The sequence below is a fragment of the Paraglaciecola sp. genome (assembly GCF_051252315.1).
In the GTDB taxonomy this organism is placed as follows: domain Bacteria; phylum Pseudomonadota; class Gammaproteobacteria; order Enterobacterales; family Alteromonadaceae; genus Paraglaciecola.
In genome coordinates, this window is sequence record NZ_JBPOFP010000229.1 from 1 (window position 1) to 2,836 (window position 2,836).

2 protein-coding genes are annotated in these 2,836 nt (G+C 34.6%); both read right to left on the minus strand.

The window, feature by feature from the left end:
* Positions 1-1,109: tetratricopeptide repeat protein (locus tag ACSHXM_RS21485; RefSeq protein WP_435692417.1), on the minus strand; the 1,109-nt coding region annotated here is incomplete at its 3' end.
* Positions 1,110-1,669: 560 nt separating this feature from the next.
* Entirely contained in the window at positions 1,670-2,371 is a 702-nt protein-coding gene (locus tag ACSHXM_RS21490) for a PEP-CTERM sorting domain-containing protein (RefSeq protein ID WP_435692419.1), read from the minus strand.
* Between the last annotated feature and the right edge of the window lie 465 nt (positions 2,372-2,836).

The following is a 2,836-nucleotide window of genomic DNA, read 5'->3' on the forward strand; positions in this document are numbered from 1 at the left end:
TCTATAAGCAAGTCTTGATGATTTTCTTTTAAGCCAATTAGTGTTTCTTGGTCAAGGTGTTCGTTGGAAGCATACCCTAGTTTTAATTTTAATACCTGGTACAGCCCATGTAATTGATGGTTTTTCGGTAATTTATCAATTGACTTTGACAAATGTGTATAAGCTTGTTCATTTAAACCCAGTTGATAAGCAGAAACAGCAGCTATAGTATTTGTTACTTGGTTTTCTCCACCATACGTATTCGCATTTTCGGCATATAGTTTAGCTGCTTCATAATCATTATAGTGATATTTTATTTGAGCTTTTAGTTGGTTAATAAAGGGAGAGTTTTTATTAACGCTAAGTAGAATATCGACATGGCGCTCAGCCTCTTTTAACTGATTGTTTCTAATGTAACCATCGGCTAAGTAAACTCTGCCTTGAAATAAATCGGGTTTTAACTGGTGATACTTTTCAAAACTAGTTAAAGCAGCTTTAAAGTTACTTTTTGAGCTTTCAAGTTGCCCTTTCAATAATAGTGCTTCGGTAAACTCAGGGTATTGCTGCAGTAATTGATCGACAGTGTCTAAGGCAAGAGCGATTTCTTTCTTATTAAATGCGCCGTAAGCAGATCCTAATCTCGCATAAGGTGATTCAGCAGATAACTCATTTGCATTAAAAATGGATTGGTTCGCAGACTCTACGTCATTTAAAGCAAAATATGCTTGAGCTTGAAGCGTGTACAAAGTGGTCATTGCCTCTAAAGATAGACCTTTTGAATTATTGACGAATTCTATTAATTCAGTGTTCTTAAATTGTAATATTAGTGACTTTGCTATTAGTGGTATAACAATATTAGTCTCATAACCTTGTTTTAAAGCAAGTTTTAATTCCTTTTCGGCCTGCGCTGCTAACCCTGTGCTTAAGTATATTTTACCAAGTTTAAACCTAATTTCTGAATTTACTGGGGCTGCCTGAGCTGCATTTTTTAAAACCAAAATTGCTGCACGCTTATCCCCTTCCTTTAACCAATTATCAGCTTGAGATAATTGTTGCTCTATTGTTTCTTGAGTACATGCACTGAACCCCACGGCTATAAGTATAACGACGCAGACGACCTTTATATTCATGTTATTTCCTTGCTAAAAAGTGATTAGTTTTATAATAACGCTAGTTGACCGCCTATGACTACTCTAAGGTAATATTTATATTCCTAAATAATTTAATTGTAATTAAAAAGGCTGTGAAATAGGGCTGCTCCAACTAATTAATGTTTTATCCTAAATTAAATTCTTACGGTTTAGTTTTTATTGTGGACAGTGTTTCGTTCTGATATGCGTCTATATATATGAGGGCATTATGTTTAGTGTCACTAATTAGAATGTAAATGTTCCCATATTTTTATAAAAAAGTTCAATATATCATAGTGATAGTTAGTTTTACTTAGCGACATATATTCTACAAAGTATTTTCACTTTCCGTTTGTCGCTTCTGTTGTCTATTTCTTTGATAAGTATTTGGGTTGGTGCTCACGAATACGTTTTGGATGCTAAACAAATTTGTATAACCCGATATTCGTATCACTATTCTTTCGTTTTGATCATGCTTAAATATTCTTGTTTACAGGTACTTACTTTGATGTATAAAAAAGGCCGCTAATCAGCGGCCTTTTAACTAAATAATTTATGAATTAAGCTTTACGACGAGCAAATCCGGCAAATCCTAGCAACCCAAGTCCTAATACCGCTAAACTTGAAGGTGCTGATACTGCATTAATCGCAGCTACACGGATATCTGTATTACCAGTAGAAGTTAACTTAAGTGTGATTGCTGTAATGTCAGATAAATCAACTAGTGGGAAGAATGCAAACGGGATAGAAAATGTCACAGGTGCACCACTTACTGCAATAAACGGTAAAAGGATAGTTGATGAAGTAACAGTATCGAAAAGAGTAACTTCAAAAGATCCTGTGCCGTCAGAGTTGTTGATTGTAGCGCTGAAACCATTTAGGTTGTCGAAGTCAGCAACAGGGTTTAATCCAGGAGTTGTATTTAAATCAGAAGAATCGTCTAAACCGTCCCATTGCACTTCAACAGTAAATTCATTACTGCCGTTGTCATCATAACCATCACCAGACTTAATGATAAGTTGGTTGTTGGTAACTTGAGCTGAAGCTTCAGTATCAGTACCAGCCGTTACAATGATGTCACGCTCTCCACCAATAATGTCTGCACCAAGTACTTGACTAGAGTTAGTGCCACCAACGCCACCAATTATTTCAACTTTATCTTGGTTGTCTGTGAATAAGTCAATGGTTTGATTAGCTGAGGCAGTTAGGCTGCTAAGCATTAAAGATGCTACAGCTGTTTTTAAGAATATAGATTTAAACATGTGGAACTCCAAAATATAATTTTAGTTAAATTAACAACATTACTACAAGAGATATTTAGTTATAAGCATTATTGGTGCCAAGTTTTTTATTTCTATATTAATCAGTGTCTTGCGGCGTTTTATGTGTTTTTTTATGGAGGGGCTGAAACTTGGTGTAAAAATAATTGACAATCTATGTGACCTAAATACTAGTTGAAAGTTAAGATGAATCTAAGGGAGTTTGATGAAGTTGAGATGAACCATATGAAGAAGTAAATATGTATCTATTAATGCCCTTGTGACGTTAGCCATTTTTGTTGAATGTTCTCATTTTAGTCAAAGTAGGTTTAGCAAAGCCATTAGTGAATATGTAAATCTAAAATGGAAAGCCAAAGATATTGTTAATCGTGTACTTACTTTGATGTATAAAAAAGGCCGCTAATCAGCGGCCTTTTAACTAAATAATTTATGAATTAAGCTTTACGA

Excerpts from the sequence above, each read along its gene's own strand:
- ACSHXM_RS21490 (WP_435692419.1), bottom strand. The coding sequence starts at position 2,371 with ATGTTTAAATCTATATTCTTAAAAACAGCTGTAGCATCTTTAATGCTT.